The organism is Olsenella sp. An293, from assembly GCF_002159495.1.
In the GTDB taxonomy this organism is placed as follows: domain Bacteria; phylum Actinomycetota; class Coriobacteriia; order Coriobacteriales; family Atopobiaceae; genus Thermophilibacter.
Window position 1 is genome coordinate 83,526 of record NZ_NFIT01000001.1, and the last position, 17,151, is coordinate 100,676.

Below are 17,151 nucleotides of genomic sequence, written 5' to 3' on the forward strand. Positions count from 1 at the left end.
AACACAAGAGGACCCGAGCTCTCGCCCGGGTCCCCTTCTTCACATCTGCCGAGAGGGGCGACAGACTAGGCCATCGCGCTCTTCACCATGGCGGCGAAGCTGTCGGCCTTGAGGGAGGCGCCGCCGACGAGCGCGCCGTCGACGTCCTCCTTCTCCAGGAAGCCCGCGATGTTCTCGGGCTTGGCGGAACCGCCGTAGAGCACGCGGATGCCCTGGGCGATCTCCTCTCCGAAGACCTCGACGAGGGTGGCACGGATGGCGCCGCAGACCTCCTGGGCGTCGTCGGCCGTGGCGGTCTTGCCGGTGCCGATGGCCCAGATGGGCTCGTAGGCGATCACGTACTTGGAGGGGTCGGTGATCTCGAGGCCCTCGGTGTCCTTCTTGATCTGGTCGACGACGAACTCGACATGCTTGCCGGCCTCGCGGATCTCGAGGGACTCGCCGCAGCAGGAGATGGGCACGATGCCGTGAGCCATGAGGGCCTTGGCCTTCTTGTTCACGTCCTCGTCCGTCTCGCCGAAGTAGTCGCGACGCTCGGAGTGGCCGATGATGCAGTGGGTGGCACCCACGGCCTCGAGCATGTTGGGAGCGGTCTCGCCGGTGTAGGCGCCGGACTCCTCCCAGTAGACGTTCTGGGCGCCGAGCGCGAACGGCGCGCTCGTCTGCTCGATGACCTCGGAGACGCCCTTGAGGTCGACGGCGGGCGGGCAGACGACGACGTCGACGTCGCCGGTGCCGTCCTTGAGCTCATCGGCAAGGCCCTGGGCGAGGACGACGCCCTCGCTCCAGGTCTTGTTCATCTTCCAGTTGCCAGCGATCATCCTCTTACGCATCGAGAAGCGCCTCCACTCCAGGAAGGGCCTTGCCCTCGACGAGCTCCATGGAAGCGCCACCGCCGGTGGAGATCCAGCTCATCTTGTCGGCCAGGCCGAACTTGTTGATGGCCGCGACGGAGTCGCCGCCGCCGATGATCGAGGTGCAGTCGGAGTCCGCGATGGCGCGGGCGACGGCCTCGGTGCCGTGGGCGAAGTTGTCGAACTCGAAGACGCCCATCGGGCCGTTCCAGAAGACGGTCTTGGCGGCCTTGACGGCGTCGGCGTAGAGCTTCTCGGTCTCGGGGCCGATGTCCATGCCCTCGCGGTCATCGGGGATGGCGTCGGAGGCCACGACCTCCGGCACGGCGTCCTCGCCGAAGTGGTCGGCGACGCGGTTGTCGATCGGGAGCAGGATCTTGACGCCCTTCTCCTCGGCCTTCTTCAGCATCTCGCCGGCGCGCTCGACCCAGTCCTCCTCCTTGAGGGACATGCCGACGGACATGCCCTGGGCGAGGAAGAAGGTGTAGGCCATGCCGCCGCCGATGATCAGGGTGTCGGCGGAGTCGATGAGGTGATCGAGGACGCCGATCTTGGAGGACACCTTGGAGCCGCCGACGATGGCGACGAAGGGACGCTCGGGCTCGGCAAAGATCGAGGTCAGGGTGTCGACCTCCTTCTCGAGCAGGAAGCCGGCGTAGGCGGGGAGATACGCGGCGGGACCCACGACGGAGCCCTGGGCGCGGTGCGCGGTGCCGAAGGCGTCGAGCACGAAGATGTCGCCGTAGGAGGCGAGGATCTTGGCGATCTCGGGGTCGTTCTTCTTCTCGCGCTTGTCAAAGCGGACGTTCTCGAGGACGAGGATCTCGCCGTCCTGTAGGGCGTCGACGGCGGCCTTGGCCTTCTCGCCATAGGTGTCGTCGACGAACTTCACGTCATAGCCGGTGAGCTCGGCGAGCTTGTCGGCGGCCGGCTTGAGGGAGAACTGGGGCTCGGGGCCGTCGCCCTTGGGGCGGCCGAGGTGGCTCATGAGGATGATCTTGGCGCCCTTGTCCTTGAGGTACTCGATGGTGGGGATGGCGGCGCGCACGCGGGTGTCGTCGGTCACGACGCCGTCCTTCAGGGGCACGTTGAAGTCAACGCGCATCAGGACGCGCTTGCCCGCGACGTCGGCGTCGCGGACCGTCTTCTTGGTGAAGGCCATGTTCACTCCTAGCGACTGTGGGTCTGATGGTAAAGAAAAGGGGCGCGGCCGCGGCCCGTGAGCTGCAAACCGCACCCCTCTGCGAAAAGCCTCTGAGGCGAGAACTACGCGACGAACTTCTCGAAGTACTTGATGGTGCGGACCATCTGAGAGGTGTAGGAGTTCTCGTTGTCGTACCAAGAGGTGACCTGAACGAGGCTCTGGCCGTTGCCGAGATCCTGGACCATGGTCTGAGTGGCGTCGAAGATCGAGCCGTGGGTCTCGCCGATGATGTCGGAGGAAACGATGTCGTCCTCGTTGTAGGCGAAGGTCTCGGGGATGCTCTCGGCGTACGCCTTCATGGCAGCGTTGACCTCGTCGACGGTGACCTTCTTGTCAACGACGCAGTAGAGGTTGGTGATGGAGCCGGTGGGCGTCGGGACGCGCTGGGCGGCACCGATCAGCTTGCCGTTAAGCTCCGGGAGAACCAGGCCGATGGCCTTGGCGGCACCCGTGGAGTTGGGGACGATGTTCTGAGCGCAGGCGCGGGAGCGACGCTTGTTGCCCTTGCGCTGCGGGCCGTCGAGCGGCATCTGGTCGCCGGTGTAGGCGTGAATGGTGGTCATGATGCCGGAGACGATCGGCGCGAAGTCGTTGAGACCCTTGGCCATCGGGGCGAGGCAGTTGGTGGTGCAGGAAGCCGCGGAGATGATGTTGTCATCGGCGGTCAGCTGCTCGTGGTTGACGTTGTAGACGATCGTGGGGAGGTCGTTGCCCGCGGGAGCGGAGATGACGACCTTCTTGGCGCCGGCGTCGATGTGAGCCTGAGCCTTGGCCTTGGAGGTGTAGAAGCCGGTGCACTCGAGGACGACGTCAACGCCGAGCTCGCCCCAGGGGAGCTTGGAGGCGTCGGCCTCCTTGTAGATGGTGATCTTCTTGCCGTCGACGGTGATGGAGTCCTCGCCGGCCTCGACCTTGTGGTCGCGAGCGTAGTTGCCCTGCGTGGTGTCATACTTCAGGAGGTACGCGAGCATGTCGGGGGAGGTGAGGTCGTTGATGGCGACGATCTCGGAGCCCTCGTGACCGAACATCTGACGGAAAGCCAGACGGCCGATGCGACCAAAGCCGTTGATAGCAACCTTTACTGCCATGCTTTCTCCTTTCACGGGGCCGACGGGGCTTCTCCCCGGCGGACCAAAGCACACATGGGCATGACGCCCTTGCCACCCGATAGTGTACCCCACACGCGCCGGCGCGTATCCCCAAAACTGAACGGCGGCGGGATTTAAGCCGTGGGCGCTCAGATTTGCACCGCCGACGTGGGATTGTTCCCGGACCCGAGCGAGTCTGCGGGCGAGGTGGCGGCTCTGCTCGCCTCCCCCTCCGCCTCCTCGACGATCTCCTGGAGGCGCAGCACCCGGTGATACATCGCGGACTTCGATGCCGGCGGATCGAGCTCCTCCCCCAGCGCGGCGAGCGAGAGCTCGGGGTGGGCGCGTCGCGCCGCACAGAAGGAGCGCAGGGCGGGCGGCAGCGCGGCGAGCCCCACGCTGCGCTCCGCGCGCTCGATGAGGTCGAGCTGGGAGGCGGCAGCGCCCGTCGAGCGGGCCTGGTTGGCCATCTCCGCGTTGACGCGCCGATTGACGTCGTTTTTGACGGACTTCTTCGCGCGGGCCACCTCGACGACGCGCGCCATGCGCCGCGCGCCCATCGCCCGCAGGAGCGCGATGACGTCGTCGTAGCTCTTGAGATAGATCGCGTAGGCGCCGCGCCGGCGGTTCACGCGCGCGGAGACGCCGAAGGAGTCGATCAGCGCCGCGAGGTCGCGCGCGAAGTCCTCACCCGTGACCGCGATCTCCAGGTGGAAGTCCCCGCGCGGGTCGGCGATGAAGCCGCCGGCCATGAAGGCGCCGCGCACGAAGGCCTCGCGCGCCGGGCGGGTGCCCAGCAGCGCGGCGGGCGCGCCGGTGGCGAGCCCGCGCCCGGGCACGAGGATGCCCAGGCGCACGAGGTCCGCCGCGAGCTCGTCCTGCTCGGGCATCTCGATGAGGTAGTTGCGCGTCTTGTGCAGCACCGAGCGGCGCACGGTGAGCGAGGTCTCGAGGTCGAAGAGCTTGTGCGTGAGCTTGATGACCGTGCGCGCCACCGCGCCCGTCTCCGTGGCGATGCGGATCGAGTAGCGCCCCGAGCCCCGAAACGACATCGTGCCGCACACGCGGATGAGGGCGGAGAGCTGGGCGAGCTCGCATGCCGGCATGGGCGCCTCGACGCGCGAGAGCTCGTCTTTGACCTCGGCGGTGAACGACATGCTAGCTCGTCCTCACGTTGGCGAGCGAAAGGTCGCGGTGCGACAGGCTCACGTGGTAGCCGCCCTTCTCGAGGTAGGCGGCCGTGGCCGAGGCGATGGCGACGCTCCTGTGCTGGCCGCCCGTGCACCCCACCGCGATGGAGAGGTGGCTCTTGCCCTCGGCGACGTAGCCCGGCATCGCGACGTCGAGCAGGCTGTACCAGGCCTCGAGGAACCTCTCGGTGGTGGGGTTTTGCAGGACGAAGTCGGCGACCAGCCGGTCGTTGCCGGTAAGCGTGCGCATCTGCGGGTCGTAGAAGGGATTGGGCAGGAAGCGCACGTCGATCATGAGGTCGGCCTCGACGGGCATGCCGTGCTTGAAGCCAAAGGAGAAGACCGAGACCTCCATGAGCTGCTGGTCGGAGAGCTCCGAGAAGGCGCGGCGCAGGCGGGTGCGCAGCGCGCTCGTACGCAGGCGGCTCGTGTCAATGACGAGGTCGGCGGTGTCGCGGATGCCTGCGAGCTGCGCGCGCTCGCGCTCGATGGCCGTGGCGACGCCCTCCCCCGGCGCGGCGAGCGGGTGACGGCGGCGGTTCTCGTCGTAGCGGCGCATGAGGACGTCGTCGGTGGTGTCGAGAAAGACCACGCTGACCGTGAGCTCGTGCTCGCGGAGCTGCTTGATCGAGTCGGAGAACTCGTCGAAGAGGCCCTGGGAGCGCAGGTCGCAGGTCACGGCGAGGTGCCGGCCCACGCCCGAGTTGATGCCCACGAGCTCGGCGAGCTGCAGAAGCAGCCGCGGCGGCAGGTTGTCGATGCAGAAGTAGCCCATGTCCTCGAAGACGTGCAGCGCCTGCGTGCGCCCCGAGCCGGACATGCCCGTGATCACCACGACGTCCGGCACGCGCGCCGCGCTCTCGGCCGCTCGCATCCGCTGGCTCGCGTCTGGCATGGTCTCTCCCCTCGACGTCCCTCTCGCCAGTATACGGCAGGCGGGCGGCTACGACCTAGCGAGCAGCGCCTCCACCTCCGGCCGAGTGGCCAGGTGGTCGGAAAACGCGCTGGCAGAGCCGGTGGCAAGAGCCATGCGGAAGGCGTCCTCGTAGCTGCCGGTCTCCATGAGGCCCGCGAGGAACCCCGCCACGGAGGAGTCGCCGGCGCCCACGGAGTTGACCACGGTGCCGCGCGCGGCCGGACTCTGGTGCACGGCGCCCGTCTCGTCCACGAGCACGCCCCCCTCCCCCGCCATCGAGACCAGCACGTTGGCGGCGCCCACCTCCTGAAGCTTCCGGGCGTACGGCACGACCTCGTCGCGCGTGCGCAGCGTGACCCCAAAGATGTCCCCGAGCTCGTGGTTGTTGGGCTTCACGAGGAAGGGGCGGTACGGAAGGACGCGCGTGAGCAGGTCGCGCTCGGCATCCACGACGATGCAGACGCCGCGGCCGGCGAGGCGCGCCATGATGCGCTCGTACAGGTCGTGCGGAAGCGTCGCCGGCACGGAACCGGAGATGACGAGCGTGTCGCCGTCGCCCAGCGCGTCCAGCTTGGCGAGAAGAACCTCGACGTCCTTCTCGGCGATTCTTGGCCCCATGCCGTTGAGCTCGGTCTCCTCGGCGGACTTGACCTTGACGTTGATGCGGGTCATGCCCTCTTCGACGCGGATGAAGTCGGCGTCGACGCCCGCCTCGGCGCAGAGGCGGCAGAGCTCGTCGCCCGTGAAGCCCGCGACGAAGCCGAGCGCGCGGCTCTTGTGCCCGAGGTTGCCGAGCACGATGGAGACGTTCACGCCCTTGCCGCCCGGGAGCACCTGCTCGTAGGCGGTGCGGTTGATCGCGCCCAGGCGCATGTCGTCCACGCGGACGATGTAGTCCAGCGACGGGTTGAACGTGACGGTGCAGATCACAGCGACACCTCCATGACGTTGTCGAAGCTCCGATACTCGGCGGGGACGTCCCCGCAGGTGACGATCGTGGCGTCGCAGAAGTCCGCGAACGTGACGAGGCTCGTGCGGCCGAGCTTGGAGGCGTCGGCGAGCACGTAGCGCCGCGTGGCGCGCGCCATCGACGCCCGCTTGACCATGGCCTCGTTGGGCTCGGGCGTGGTGAGACCCGCCTCCGGCGTGATGCCGTTGGAGCCCCAGAACCCCAGCGTGAAGTGGAGGCGCGAGAGGGCGTCGAGGGCGCCGGGACCCACGAGCGCCTCGGTCGCGCTCTTGAGCTCGCCGCCGAGCACCGTCACCGAGAGCCCGCGGGCCGCCAGGCGGATGGCGTGGGAGACCGAGTCGGTCACGTAGCCCGCGCGCGTGGGCGGCAGCAGATCGAGCAGGATCTCCGTGGTGGAGCCGGCGTCGAGGTAGACGAAATCATCGGGTCCCACGAGCGAGGCGGCGTGCGCGCAGATGGCGCGCTTCTCCTCGTCGTGCAGGCCGTGGCGCTCCCCCAATGTGAGGTCGCGCGTGAGATGCGCCGACTCGCGGGTGGTGGCGCCGCCGTGGACCTTGACAAGCTGGTGCGCCTGGTCGAGCTTGTCGAGGTCGCGGCGGATGGTGGACTCGGAGGTCTCGAGCGCGGCGGCGAGCTCCGGCACGGTGACGGTCCCGCGCAGGCGCACCATCTCGACGATGCGCGCGTGGCGCTCTGCGGTCAGCATGGGGCTCACGCCTCCTCGGGGTAGGTGACGCCCCAGGAGCGGCGCACGTCGGTCATGAGGCGCATGACGTCGGAGGCGGTGTCGATGAGGCCCGCGGCCCGGGCGTCGCCGGCGACGGCGCGCTCGAGGTCGGCCATCTCGTAGCAGAGCGCGTAGCCCTCGACGCCGGCGGACACGGTCTCGCGGCGGCCGTCTGCGGTCCACACGATCTGGGCGGTGTCGGCGCGCGGGTACTCCATGATCTCGACGTAGCACTTGTCGAAGCTGAGCACGGCGCGCTTGGGCTGCTTGGAGTGGAGCGTGAGCGAGACCACGCCGATCTGGCCCTCCTGGTTGCGGCAGACGATGCCGCCCGCCACGTCCACGCCCGTCTCGCAGAGGTTGCCGAGCGAGAGCACCTCGGTGGGCTGGCTCTCCATGAAGAGGCGCATGATGCTGAGCGCATAGACGCCGATGTCGAGCATCGCGCCGCCGGCGAGGTTGATGTTGTAGAAGCGGTTGGTGAGGTCGCCGTACTCCTTAAAGGAGCCAAAGTTGACCTGCGCGAGGTTCATGCGACCGAACTCGCCGGCGTCCGCGCGACGGCGTAGCTCCCGGTAGAGCGGCATGTGCAGGATCGTGGTGGCGTCCATCAGCACGACGCCCGCGGCGGCCGCGAGGGCGCGGGCCTCGTCGAGCTCCTCGGAGTTGAGGGTGATGGACTTTTCGCAGAGCACGTGCTTGCCCGCGGCGAGCGCTCCGCGCAGGTAGGTGATGTGCGTGTTGTGCGGGGTGGTGATGTAGACGGCGTCGACCTCGGGGTCGGCGTAGAGCTCCTCGAAGGAGTCGTAGACCTTCTCGACGTGGTGCTTCTCGGCAAAGGCGACTGCCTTCTCGCGAGTGCGGTTGGCGACGCCGTGCAGGCGGCGGCCGGCGAGCGCGAGCGAGGTCGCCATCTGGCTGGCGATGACGCCGCAGCCGATGACCGCCCAGCGGAGCTGCGGTGCGGCGAAGACATCGTCGGGGAACGGGCGGTTCTCGATGGCCTCGAAGGCGGCGGCTGCAGCGGCCGCGGAGTCGAGCGGGGCGTTCTTCTCGGTATCTGACATGGGTCCTCCCTCTCTGGGCTTCTGGGCTGATTTCATTTTCGCGCAACTTCAGTCATGTTTGCGCATCTTTGCGCATTATAACGGAAAACGGTAGGATATCACGCGTAAGCGCTCATTTCTGCGCAGTTTTGCGCATGTTCGCGCAGATTCATGCGGCTATGATCGTGACCTTGTCGATAAGAACGCTGAGCGGACGCTCGTACGTTTGTGAGAGGGTGCGGCGTCCGGACGGTTCTGGGTGGGAAAGCGTCCGGAATCCGCATGTCCCTGAGAAGGGTGCGGCGTCCGGACGGTTTGTCGAGAAGAACCGTCCGGAACGCGCACCCAGAGAGGAAGGATGCGGCGTGTGGACGGTTCACAGGGCAAAACCGTCCACACGCCGCTCGCTCTTCTCAACCCAAAGAAAACGTGCCGGTTCCGGACGGTCTGAGGCTGAAAACCGTCCGGAATCGGCACGAACCGGTCACGCGCCGGCGAGAAGGACGCCCCTACTCGATCGCGGCCTTGAACCACTTGGTGAGGGAGGTGGGGTGCGTGATGCCCGTGCCCACGACCACGGCCCAGGCGCCGGCGTCAATGGCGGTCTTGCCGTCGGCGGGCGTGTGGACGTGACCCTCGCAGATGATCGGGTAGTCGGGGAACTCCGAGGTGGCCTGCCTGAGCAGCGGCACGTCGGGGCCGTCGTCCATCGTGGTGTCGATGGCGGCCTTGTTGTGGGAGAGCGTGGTGGAGACGAGGTCGCAGCCGCAGGCCACGGCGTTGCGGATGTCGTCGATGGTCATGCAGTCGGCCATGATGAGGACGTCGGACTGCTCGCGGATGGCCTTGACGGTCTCCTCGAAGGTGCGCCCGTCCGGGCGCGGGCGGTCGGTGGCGTCGAGGGCCACCACGTCGGCGCCGGCGTTGACGCAGGCCATCGCGTGACGCAGGGTCGGGGTGATGTAGACGCCCTCGTGACCCTCCTTCCACAGGCCGATCACGGGGATCTCGACGCGACCCTTGATGGCGGCGATGTCGGAGAGGCCCTGGCAGCGGATGGCGGCGGCGCCGCCGAGCTCGCAGGCGCGGGCCATCTGGGCCATGGTCTCGGGGTGGCGCAGCGGCTCGCCGGGATAGGCCTGGACGGAGACGATGAGCTTGCCCTTGAGGGACTGGACGAGCGGTGAGATGGGCATGGTTCCTCCTTAGGATGTGACAATTAGGACAGGTTACATTGTCACATCGTCAAACGCTGCTCGATTCCGGGCCCCTGGAGGGGGATGTGACAATTAAACCTGTCCTAATTGTCACATCCCCCGGGGGTTAGTCGGAGACCTCCGCGTAGCCGGAGGCCACGAAGTTCTCGGCCGCGCCGATCAGCGGCGCGTCGCCGCCGAGCTCGCCGCCCACGATGGGCGTGGTGGCGACGGGCGGCATGGCCTGGCCCTTGAAGGCCTCGGCCATGGCGTCGGACCAGTCCGGGCCGCACTGGGCCACGGAGCCCGAGAGGATCACGACGTCCGGGTCGAGCATGTTGCACATGCTGCCGAGCACCTCGCCGAGGGCGCGGCCCGCACGGGCCTCGGCCGCCTTGGCGTTGGCGTCGCCCGCGGCGGCGCGGCGGTCGATCTCGGCACCGTCGATCGGCGTGCCGTCGGGCAGGGTCTCGTCCCCGCCCAGGCGCACGTACTCGCGGATGATGCCGGGGCCTGCCGCGATGGGCTCGAGGTGGCCGGTCGCGCCACAGGAGCAGGGCACGTCGGCGGCCGCGGGGCAGCAGACGTGGCCGATGTGGCCGGCCTCGTCGTGCGCGCCGAGCATGATCTTGCCGTACTCGACGAAGGCGCCGCCGATACCGGTGCCCACGGCGGCCACCAGGCAGCTCTTCTTGTCGCGGCCGCCACCCCAGCGGGCCTCGCCGAGGGCGTGGGCGTGGACGTCGTTCAGGACGCGGCAGGGCAGGCCCGTGGCCGCGGTGACCTCGGCGCCCAGGCGGGTGCCGCCCCAGCCGGGCATGAGCTCGTTGGCGAAGGTGATGTCGCCGTTTCTGGGGTTGACCACGCCTGCGGAGGAGATGCCCACGCCCACGGGCTTCTCGTCCGCGCGCTCGATAGCGGACTTGACCTGCTCAAGCACGGTGGCGAGCACGTGGGCGCCGCCCTCCATGGCCTCGGTGGGAACCTTCTGGACCTTCTCGATGACCGGCGCCTCACCGCCGAGGGTCACCAGCCCGCACGCGATCTTGGTGCCGCCGATGTCGACGGCGACGATGGTCTGGGTCTCAGCCATGGGAACCTCCCTAGAGAAGCCCGTTGTCGACGAGGACCTTCTTGATGGCCTCGACGTTGGCGCCCTCGAGGGCCTTGACCGGGCGCGGCATGGTGTTGGAGTCAAAGATGCCGAGCAGCATGAGGGCGGTCTTGAAGGCGCCCACGCCGCCCGCGTAGCCCTGGACGCCGGTCGTGACGTCAAAGATGTGGGAGATCTCGTTGACGCGGTCCTGCTCCTTCTTGACCGTGGCCCAGTCGCCGGCCTCGGCGGCCTTCCACATGCGGACGTAGCCGCCCGGTTCGACGTTGGCAAGGCCCGGGACCGAACCGTCCGCGCCGGAGAGGTACGCGCCGTCGACCACGATCTCGTGGCCGGTGAGCAGGGACAGCGGATGCCCCGCCTTCTCGTTCTCCTGGCAGAGGTAGCGGAAGGAGATGTCGTCGCCGGAGGAGTCCTTGACGCCGGCGAGCACGCCCTCGCGGCCGAGCTTGACGAGCAGCGGCCACGGGAGCTTGGTGTGGACGCAGACCGGGATGTCGTAGGCAAAGATCGGCAGGTCGAGCTCCTCGTGCAGGATGCGGAAGTGCTCCTCGACCTCGGTCATGCCGCCGAGGGCGTAGAAGGGCGCGGTGGCGACGAGCGCGTCGGCGCCGAGCTCCTGGGCGACCTTGCCGTGCTCGAGCACGCGCTCGGTCTCGGTGTCGATGATGCCCACCAGGACGGGCACGCGGTGGTCGACGATGCGGATGGCCTCGGTGATGATCTGGCGTCGGCGCTCGTCGGTGGAGAAGACGACCTCGCCGGAGGAGCCGAGGAAGAACAGGCCGTCGACGCCGGCGTCGATCATGTAGTTGATGAGGCGCTCGAAGGACGGGACGTCGAGCTCGTGGTCGGGCGTGTCGGGGACGACGACGGGCGGGACGACGCCTCTGATCTTGAAGTCTGCCATGCTGATCCTTTCTCGTGAGCGGCGGGGGGATACCGCCGAGCGATGGATGGAGCACTCAGATGCTACGGCACGGAGGGCGAGAAGAACGCGCCGCCGGCCGATTTCGAAAAGCGGGCGCGCCCGGAGGCGCGCCCGCATCCGAACGGGTGTGACCTACTTGCCCAGGTTGGGGTGGAGCAGCGAGGGGGCCGCGCCCAGGAGCGTCTTGGTGTAGGCGTCCTGCGGGTCCTCGAAGATCTGCTTCGCGGGGCCCTGCTCCATGATCTGGCCGTGGTTCATGACGACGATGCGGTCGGAGATGTAGCGCTCCGTCTGGATGTCGTGGCTGATGAAGACCATGGCGAGGCCGAGCTCCTTCTTGAGGTCCGTGAGCAGGTTCAGAATCTGCGCGCGGACGGAGACGTCGAGGGCCGACGTGGGCTCGTCGGCGATGATGACGTCAGGCTGGAGGGAGAGCGCTCGCGCGATGGCGACGCGCTGGCGCTGGCCGCCGGAGAGCTGGCCGGGCAGCGCGTACATCGCCGATGACGGCAGGCCGACGATGCCGAGCAGCTCGTTGACGCGGGCCTCGCGCTCGTCCTCGGAGCCGACCTTGTGGACGATCAGCGGGTCGAGCAGCTGGTCGTGCACGGACATGCGCGGGTTCAGGGCCGTGGCCGGGTTCTGGAACACGACGGAGACCACGCGGCCGATCTTCTTGCGGAGCTCGGCGGTGCGCTTGGTGACGTCGTCGCCCTTGAAGTAGACGTGGCCGTCGGTCGGCGACTGAAGGCCGCACATGACGTTGGCCGTGGTGGACTTGCCGCAGCCGGACTCGCCGACGATGCCGATCGTCTCGCCGGGCATGAGCTTGAGCGTCAGGCCGTTGACGGCGTGCACGAGGTTGGGGTGGAACAGCGAGCCCGTGCGGGACTTGAACGTGACCGAGATGTTGTCCAGGAAGATGATGGGCGTCTGCTCGGTGTTCTTCTCCGCCATCTACCTCACCTCCAGACGGGAAACGAGACCGTTCTTGGCGAGCTCCTCGTCGGGGATCTCCGAGACGAGATGGTGCTCGGCGCCGGGAACGGGCTTGAGGATGGGATGGACGTCGAGTCCCACCGTCGGGTGGCTCGAGCGCGGGGCGAAGCGGTCGCCCTTGGGGAAGTCCGCGGGGCTCGGGACGGAGCCGGGGACCTGGTGCAGACGGCTGCCGTCGTGCGCCTCGATGGAGAGGACGGCGCCGAGCAGGCCCTGGGTATACTCGTGGATCGGGTTGGTGAGCAGCTCCTTGGTGGGGGCGGACTCGATGACCTGGCCGGCGTACATGACGGTGATCTCGGAGGCGACCTCGGCGACGAGCGCCAGGTCGTGGGACACGAAGATCATCGCGAAGCCGAGCTGCTTCTGAAGGTCGTTCAGGAGCTTGATGACCTGCTTCTGGACCGTCACGTCAAGGGCCGTGGTGGGCTCGTCGCAGATCACCAGCGACGGGTTGCGCGTGAGCGCCATGGCGATGATGACGCGCTGGCACTGGCCGCCGGAGAGCTCGTGCGGGTAGGACTCGAGCGTGCGCTTGGGGTCGAGGCCGACGAGCTCGAGGAGCTCCTCGGCGCTGCGGGTGCCGCCGCGGCTCGTGAGCTGCTTCATCTGCGCGGAGATGAGCATGGAGGGGTTGAGCGAGGACAGGGAGTCCTGGTAGACCATCGCGAGCTCGTGGCCCAGCAGCTTGCGGTGCTCCTCCTTGGAGAGCTTGAGCAGGTCCTGGCCCTTGTAGAGGATCTGGCCCTCGATGCGGGCGCTGTCGGGCAGCAGGTTCATGATGGTCTTGGTGGTGATGGACTTGCCGCAGCCGGACTCGCCGACGAGCGCCATGCACTGGCCGGGACGGACGTCGAAGGAGACGTTGTCGACCACGTGGACGTCGCCGTGGCGCGGGAAGCCGATCGAGAGGTTCTTGACCTGGAGGATCGGCTCGACCGAGTAGTCGGGCACGCGGCGGTCGGTGCGGGCGAGCTCCACCTCGCGAAGGGCCCCGAGGCGACGGGCGAGGGAGTCGGCCTGTTCCTTGTAGGCGCGGACGGGGTCGGCGACGAGGAGGTCGGCCTCGCGACGGCTGTCGGCGTTCTCGTTGGAGACGGGCGCGGACGGGGCGGCGGCCATGGCGTCGGTCAGGCCCTCGGACAGGATGTTGAGGGCAAGGCAGGTGACCATGATCGCGATGCCCGGGAACAGGGCCTGCCACCAGCGGCCGAGCAGGACGCCGTCACGCGCGGAGGACAGGATGTTGCCCCACGTGGGCGTGGGCTCGGCGATGCCGGCGCCGATGAAGGTCAGGGACGCCTCGAAGATGATGGCGTCGGCGACGAGGGTCACCGTGAAGACCATGATCGGAGCGATGCAGTTGCGCAGGACGTGCTTCATGAGGATCCACGGGGCGCGGGCGCCGGAGACGATGACCGCGCGGACGTAGTCCTCGCCGTACTCGGACACCACGTTGGCGCGAACGATGCGCGCGATCTGCGGCGTGTACATGAAGCCGATCGAGAAGATGATGGCCGGGACGGAGTTGCCCAGGATGAGCACCAGGATGGCCGCGAGGGCGATGCCCGGGATGGACATGATGACGTCGAGCACGCGCATGATGACCTCGGAGACGGCCTTGCGCGCGACGGCCGCGACGGCGCCGATGATGGAGCCGAGGACGAGCGCGAACGCGGTGGCGCCGAAGCCGATCACGAGCGAGTACTGGCCGCCGTAGAGCATGCGGGAGAGGATGTCTCGGCCGGCGTTGTCCGTGCCGAAGAGGTAGGTCCCGTCGGGCGGCTGGTAGGCCTTGGTGATCTCAAGCGGGTCATGCGGGGCGATGACCGGTGCCAGGATGGCGGACAGCGCCACGAGGACGAGAAGGACGAGCGAGATCTTGCTCGGGACGCTCATGTTCTTGAGGCCGTGGAACTTGGCGCCCTTGGACGCGGCCTTCTCGAGCTGAGCGGTCTTGTTCTCTCTGATCTTAGTCATGGGGCCTACACCGTCCTAATGCGCGGGTTGATCAGCAGGTAGAGCATGTCAACCACGATGTTGATGATGACGAAGGCCAGAGCCACGACCACGACGACGCCCTGGACGAGCATGATCTCGCCGCCGGTGATGCCCTGCTGGATGAGGGTGCCCATACCCGGGAGGGCAAAGATGACCTCGATGACGACCGCGCCGCCCATGAGGTAGCCGATCTTGAGGCCGAGGGTGGTGACGGGCGTGATGAGGGCGTTGCGCAGAACGTTCTTGGCGATGACGACGTTCTCGGGGATGCCCGAGCCGCGAGCCGTCTGCACGTAGTCCTTGTCGAGCTCCTCGACCATGGCGGTGCGCACGATGCGCGTCATCTGGCCGATGACCGGGAAGGCCAGGGCGATGGCGGGCATGATCATGCGGCCGAAGTAGCCGCCGGGGTTGGTGAAGATGTCGGGGAGCGCGCCGGAGGACGGGAAGACGCGCGTGAGCCCGGCCATGGTCACCAGAAGGATGAGCAGGACCGCCAGCCAGAAGGACGGCGTCGCGATGCCTGCGATCGATATCACTCGGATTATCTGGTCGGGCCACTTGTCACGGTAGAGCGCCGATATGACGCCGAGCGTGAACGAGAAGACCGCGGCGATTAGAAGGCCGAAGAAGGTGAGCTGCATCGTGATCGGCAGGGCCGACGCGATGGCGGTGGCGACGGGGGTCTGGCGGCTGCCGTAGGTGCCCAGGTCGCCCTGGACGAGGCCGCCGATGTAGTCGACGTAGCGGACCGGCCACGGGTCGTTCATGCCGTGCTCGTCCATGTACTCAGCGACGGCCTCCGGCGACGCGCCCTCGCCCAGGACGGTGCGCGCGGGGATGGAGGGGTCGGTGAAGGACATGAGGAAGAACACGAGCAGGGTGACGCCCAGGGCCATGATCGGCAGCGCGATGATGCGCCGGCCGACAAGGCGCAGAAGGTTGTTCATACCCTCTCCTCTCTCAATGCCTGCAGTACAGAGAGGGGCCCGAGCGAACCTTGGCCCGGACCCCTCGAACGTCCTTGTTGATCCCCAGCCTTTCAGTGGGGAACGGAAACGTTGCTCGAGGCTACGCGCTGACCGTCTTGCAGCCGATGAAGTTCATGCCCGTGGTGCCGATGCCCGCGAAGCCCTCGATGGCAGTGCCGGTCGGGGAGGCGGAGGCGTCGGCCCAGGAGGCGGTGACGGTCTGGACGTGAATCAGCGGGTAGAGAACCGCGTTGTCGGCGATGAGGTCGTAGACCTGCTTCCAGGTGGCCTGCTGCTCGTCGCCGGACTGGCCGAGGGCGGCGGTCATGAGCTCGCGGATCTGCTTGAACTCGTCGGAGCTGCCCCAGCCGGTACGGGTCTGCTGCCAGACGTTGTCACCGTACCACCAGTTGAGGAGCAGGTCGGGGTCGGCGCCCCAGCAGGACGGGTCGCCCGGGGCGATCAGGATGTCGAAGTCGTCCGTGCCGCCGTCGATGGCCGCGTAGGTGGCCGCGGAGGTCTCCTCGGCGATCTCGCAGTTGAAGCCGAGGGCGTCGAGGTCCTGCTTGGCCTGGGTGGCCATGCCGGAGGCCTGGGTGTTGTCCGTGCAGCGGATCTTGAGGGCGCCCGGGGTCACGCCGGCCTCGTCGAGCAGGCTCTTGGCCTTCTCCTGGTCATAGGTGTAGACCGTCGCGGCCTCCTGGAAGTTGGGGAAGTCCTTGGGGATGTAGGAGGACGCGGTGGCGGCGAGGCCGTTGAAGATGTTGTCGATCATCTTGTCGGTGTTGATCGCGTACATCACGGCCTGGCGGGCGACCTTGTTGTCCCACGGCGCCTTGGTGGTGTTGAACATGATGAAGCGGGTGCCGAAGCCCTGGACCTGGTCGACCTTGCAGCCGGCGGACTCGATGAGGTCGATGGCGTCGGCGGTGACGGACTCCATGACGAGCGTGGTGCCCTGCTGCTGGGCGGTCATGCGGGCGGTGGCGTCGACGAGGATGTCGTAGTGCAGGCCGGCGTCCTCGGCCGGGAAGGAGCCGTTGTAGTTGGGGTTGGGGACGAGGTCGACGGTGTTGTCCGTGATGGCGTCGTACATCCAGGGGCCGGAGCCGACGGGCTGCTGGGAGAGCTCGTCGTCAGAGGTGCCCGCGGGGAAGACGCGAACGAGCGCCAGGCGCTCCTTGAGGAGCGAGAAGTTCGCGATGGCGGTCTTCACGGTAATGGTGGTGTCGTCGGTGGCCTCGAGGGAGTCGATCGGGGCGAGGAACGCGCCGTAGGTGGCGTCGGCCTTGGTGCGGTCGAAGGCCTCGACGACGTCGGCGGCGGTCACGGCGTTGCCGTTGGAGAACGCGGCGCCCTCGCGGATGGTGACGGTGAAGGTGGTATCGTCGACCTGCTCCGGGTCGCCGGTGGCGAGCTCGGGGAAGGTGGAGTAGTCGTGCGGGTCGGTGCCGTAGAGGCCCTCGAGGACGTGCCAGTTGGAGCCCAGGCAGAAGGCCGAGGAGGTCTTCGTCGGGTTGTACTCGGACGGAGCGTAGGCGGAGCCGGCCGTGATGGTGCCGCCGCCAGAGGTGGTCTCGCCGCCCTCGTCGCCGGTGGAGTCGGCGGGCGCGTCGCCGTTGTTGCACGCGGCGAGCGCGAGCGCGGACGCCGCGGCGGTCCCACCAAGGAACGCACGACGAGACACGGCGCTGTTCATGAGCTTCTTCATGGTGTCTTCCTTTTCTCCTCCTGCGACCGCCTCGTGGCGGCGGTCGTCCCTTGTTGTCCTATTGTGCGCGACCCCCTGCGCAACATCACTCATAGAACCGACTAACGGACGGATTAATGCCCCCAAACGGTTGGGCGTATGTAATCAGCCTGTAAATCTGGTATGGTGGTTACATTCTCTTTCCTCACCGCAATATCCTGCTCCCATTCAAAGAAGCCCAGTTAATCTGAGGT

15 protein-coding genes are annotated in these 17,151 nt (G+C 67.5%); all 15 read right to left on the bottom strand.

Going from position 1 to position 17,151, the window contains the following annotated elements; translation table 11 throughout:
- Nucleotides 1–65 precede the first annotated feature (65 nt).
- Nucleotides 66–833, bottom strand: coding sequence for a triose-phosphate isomerase (gene tpiA, locus B5F85_RS00405; RefSeq protein WP_087313296.1), 768 nt, complete (start codon nt 831–833; stop codon nt 66–68).
- Entirely contained in the window at nt 826–2,016 is a 1,191-nt protein-coding gene (locus B5F85_RS00410) for a phosphoglycerate kinase (protein WP_087313298.1), read from the bottom strand. Before B5F85_RS00410 ends, tpiA begins: the two co-directional genes overlap by 8 nt.
- Nucleotides 2,017–2,120: 104 nt before the next feature.
- A complete protein-coding gene (gap, locus tag B5F85_RS00415; RefSeq protein ID WP_087313300.1) occupies nt 2,121–3,146 on the bottom strand; it encodes a type I glyceraldehyde-3-phosphate dehydrogenase in 1,026 nt (341 codons plus the stop codon).
- 149 nt (nt 3,147–3,295) lie between these two features.
- On the bottom strand, nt 3,296–4,303 hold the full coding sequence (whiA, locus tag B5F85_RS00420; RefSeq protein WP_087313302.1) for a DNA-binding protein WhiA: 1,008 nt from the start codon (nt 4,301–4,303) through the stop codon (nt 3,296–3,298).
- 1 nt (nt 4,304) lies between these two features.
- Nucleotides 4,305–5,231, bottom strand: a complete 927-nt coding sequence (rapZ, locus tag B5F85_RS00425) for an RNase adapter RapZ (RefSeq protein WP_087313303.1) — start codon at nt 5,229–5,231, stop codon at nt 4,305–4,307.
- Between the two features lie 48 nt (nt 5,232–5,279).
- Nucleotides 5,280–6,182, bottom strand: a complete 903-nt coding sequence (gene pfkB, locus B5F85_RS00430) for a 1-phosphofructokinase (RefSeq protein WP_087313305.1) — start codon at nt 6,180–6,182, stop codon at nt 5,280–5,282.
- A complete protein-coding gene (locus B5F85_RS00435; RefSeq protein WP_087313307.1) occupies nt 6,179–6,928 on the bottom strand; it encodes a DeoR/GlpR family DNA-binding transcription regulator in 750 nt (249 codons plus the stop codon). Before B5F85_RS00435 ends, pfkB begins: the two co-directional genes overlap by 4 nt.
- A gap of 5 nt (nt 6,929–6,933) precedes the next feature.
- Entirely contained in the window at nt 6,934–8,016 is a 1,083-nt protein-coding gene (locus B5F85_RS00440) for a Gfo/Idh/MocA family oxidoreductase (RefSeq protein WP_087313309.1), read from the bottom strand.
- Nucleotides 8,017–8,504: 488 nt separating this feature from the next.
- Nucleotides 8,505–9,191, bottom strand: a complete 687-nt coding sequence (locus B5F85_RS00445; protein WP_087313311.1) for an N-acetylmannosamine-6-phosphate 2-epimerase — start codon at nt 9,189–9,191, stop codon at nt 8,505–8,507.
- A gap of 127 nt (nt 9,192–9,318) precedes the next feature.
- Nucleotides 9,319–10,284: an ROK family protein gene (locus tag B5F85_RS00450; RefSeq protein WP_087313313.1), complete on the bottom strand. Its 966-nt coding sequence runs from the start codon at nt 10,282–10,284 to the stop codon at nt 9,319–9,321.
- A 10-nt stretch (nt 10,285–10,294) separates the two neighbouring features.
- Nucleotides 10,295–11,215 (bottom strand): dihydrodipicolinate synthase family protein, encoded by a 921-nt coding sequence (locus B5F85_RS00455; protein WP_087313315.1) that lies wholly within the window; start codon nt 11,213–11,215, stop codon nt 10,295–10,297.
- Between the two features lie 153 nt (nt 11,216–11,368).
- On the bottom strand, nt 11,369–12,193 hold the full coding sequence (locus B5F85_RS00460) for an ATP-binding cassette domain-containing protein (RefSeq protein WP_087313317.1): 825 nt from the start codon (nt 12,191–12,193) through the stop codon (nt 11,369–11,371).
- A complete protein-coding gene (locus tag B5F85_RS00465) occupies nt 12,194–14,215 on the bottom strand; it encodes a dipeptide/oligopeptide/nickel ABC transporter permease/ATP-binding protein (protein WP_087313319.1) in 2,022 nt (673 codons plus the stop codon). It lies immediately after the preceding gene.
- A 5-nt stretch (nt 14,216–14,220) separates the two neighbouring features.
- Nucleotides 14,221–15,186 carry an ABC transporter permease gene (locus B5F85_RS00470; protein WP_087313321.1) on the bottom strand — a complete coding sequence of 322 codons (966 nt, stop codon included), beginning with the start codon at nt 15,184–15,186 and terminating at the stop codon, nt 14,221–14,223.
- Between the two features lie 121 nt (nt 15,187–15,307).
- Nucleotides 15,308–16,918, bottom strand: a complete 1,611-nt coding sequence (locus B5F85_RS00475) for an ABC transporter substrate-binding protein (protein WP_087313323.1) — start codon at nt 16,916–16,918, stop codon at nt 15,308–15,310.
- Nucleotides 16,919–17,151: the final 233 nt, after the last annotated feature.

Coding starts and splice junctions, on each gene's coding strand:
- tpiA (WP_087313296.1), bottom strand. CDS start 833: ATGCGTAAGAGGATGATCGCTGGCAACTGGAAGATGAACAAGACCTGG.
- B5F85_RS00410 (WP_087313298.1), bottom strand. CDS start 2,016: ATGGCCTTCACCAAGAAGACGGTCCGCGACGCCGACGTCGCGGGCAAG.
- gap (WP_087313300.1), bottom strand. CDS start 3,146: ATGGCAGTAAAGGTTGCTATCAACGGCTTTGGTCGCATCGGCCGTCTG.
- whiA (WP_087313302.1), bottom strand. CDS start 4,303: ATGTCGTTCACCGCCGAGGTCAAAGACGAGCTCTCGCGCGTCGAGGCG.
- rapZ (WP_087313303.1), bottom strand. CDS start 5,231: ATGCCAGACGCGAGCCAGCGGATGCGAGCGGCCGAGAGCGCGGCGCGC.
- B5F85_RS00435 (WP_087313307.1), bottom strand. CDS start 6,928: ATGCTGACCGCAGAGCGCCACGCGCGCATCGTCGAGATGGTGCGCCTG.
- B5F85_RS00440 (WP_087313309.1), bottom strand. CDS start 8,016: ATGTCAGATACCGAGAAGAACGCCCCGCTCGACTCCGCGGCCGCTGCA.
- B5F85_RS00445 (WP_087313311.1), bottom strand. CDS start 9,191: ATGCCCATCTCACCGCTCGTCCAGTCCCTCAAGGGCAAGCTCATCGTC.
- B5F85_RS00450 (WP_087313313.1), bottom strand. CDS start 10,284: ATGGCTGAGACCCAGACCATCGTCGCCGTCGACATCGGCGGCACCAAG.
- B5F85_RS00455 (WP_087313315.1), bottom strand. CDS start 11,215: ATGGCAGACTTCAAGATCAGAGGCGTCGTCCCGCCCGTCGTCGTCCCC.
- B5F85_RS00460 (WP_087313317.1), bottom strand. CDS start 12,193: ATGGCGGAGAAGAACACCGAGCAGACGCCCATCATCTTCCTGGACAAC.
- B5F85_RS00465 (WP_087313319.1), bottom strand. CDS start 14,215: ATGACTAAGATCAGAGAGAACAAGACCGCTCAGCTCGAGAAGGCCGCG.
- B5F85_RS00470 (WP_087313321.1), bottom strand. CDS start 15,186: ATGAACAACCTTCTGCGCCTTGTCGGCCGGCGCATCATCGCGCTGCCG.
- B5F85_RS00475 (WP_087313323.1), bottom strand. CDS start 16,918: ATGAAGAAGCTCATGAACAGCGCCGTGTCTCGTCGTGCGTTCCTTGGT.